General features: G+C 33.3%; 2 protein-coding genes. Both read right to left on the bottom strand.

Going from position 1 to position 1,076, the window contains the following annotated elements; translation table 11 throughout:
- Nucleotides 1–7 precede the first annotated feature (7 nt).
- The gene (locus ASC41_RS00155) at nt 8–499 is read right to left on the bottom strand and encodes a DDE-type integrase/transposase/recombinase (protein ID WP_055437658.1); all 492 of its coding nucleotides are present in this window, start codon (nt 497–499) and stop codon (nt 8–10) included.
- A 49-nt stretch (nt 500–548) separates the two neighbouring features.
- Nucleotides 549–905, bottom strand: coding sequence for a transposase (locus tag ASC41_RS00150; protein ID WP_083477103.1), 357 nt, complete (start codon nt 903–905; stop codon nt 549–551).
- Nucleotides 906–1,076 lie beyond the last annotated feature (171 nt).

The following is a 1,076-nucleotide window of genomic DNA, read 5'->3' as shown; positions in this document are numbered from 1 at the left end:
TGGCCCCTTATTTAGCCGCTCTCACACATCCTTTAAGTTCCAAGCTATCACTAATATCATAACCAACTATTTTCCTGGAATGCATATCTGTTATTAAAGCCAGGTAGCAAAAACCCTTTATGGTTCTAATGTATGTGATATCAGATACCCAAACTTGGTTAGCTCTAGTAACTTCTAAGTCTTTTATGATGTTATTATATTTATAAAAACGATGATAAGAGTTCGTAGTTCTAGCACTGGTTTTCCTTCTAAGTGTCAGCATTTGATTTTTTCTAAGCACATTAAATAAAGTATCTCTACCAACTTTAATATTGGCTTTATTAAAATCTGCATTTAATGATTTTACAAGTTTTCTCACGCCTTCTCTAGGAAGGGATTTGCGTCTTTTTCTAACGATATTAATAATCTGTAGTTCTAGGTTTAAACGCTTATCAGCTCTGTTTTTATGCTTGTAATAAGCATTACGTTTAAGTCCAAAACAATGGGTTATAGTTGTCAAAGTAGCAAATCCCTTAGATATCTTTTTGGCTTTACTTAAGGCTTTATACTTAGCTTTTTTTTAGTTCATTAACTGATTTATAGCCAAGATCTTCAGCAGCTACTTCCAGATAACAATCCTGGACCATAGCATCGAGATCCTTTTTAAGTAGTAGTTTTTTAAGTTGTTCAACCTCTTTTTGAAGTGCTTTAATTCTAGATATTTCGTCTTTTGTTTCCACTTTTACTCTGGTGTTCATTAAGTCTTTACGATTATACTTTTTAATCCACACATTTACTGTTGTAGGTGCAATAGAGTAGAGTTTACAAAGTTCACTCTTTGTGTGTTTTCCGATTGTAAGTTCGGCTAAGATTTTTAATTTAAAAGGTTCACTGTAACGTCTAATTACTTTGTCATTTCTATACATAATGTTTAAAATTATGTAGCCTTATTTCAGGACGGGTCACAATGGACGGCAACGTTTATGTATAAGAATAGTTGCGGGTTTGTATGCGAGGATTTTCCGCAGGAAAATCAGACGTTACAAACACGCAACGACCTTTGATTAAGCACTAAACCGCAATTATTTTTATACGGT

It is taken from the genome of Lacinutrix algicola, assembly GCF_001418085.1.
Lineage (GTDB): Bacteria > Bacteroidota > Bacteroidia > Flavobacteriales > Flavobacteriaceae > Lacinutrix > Lacinutrix algicola.
Note: the sequence above shows the minus strand (reverse complement) of the source record. Positions and strands in the feature narration are given on the sequence as shown.

Bases quoted from the DNA above. Each gene is read 5' to 3' on its own strand.
- ASC41_RS00150 (WP_083477103.1), bottom strand. From the start codon at position 905: ATGTATAGAAATGACAAAGTAATTAGACGTTACAGTGAACCTTTTAAA.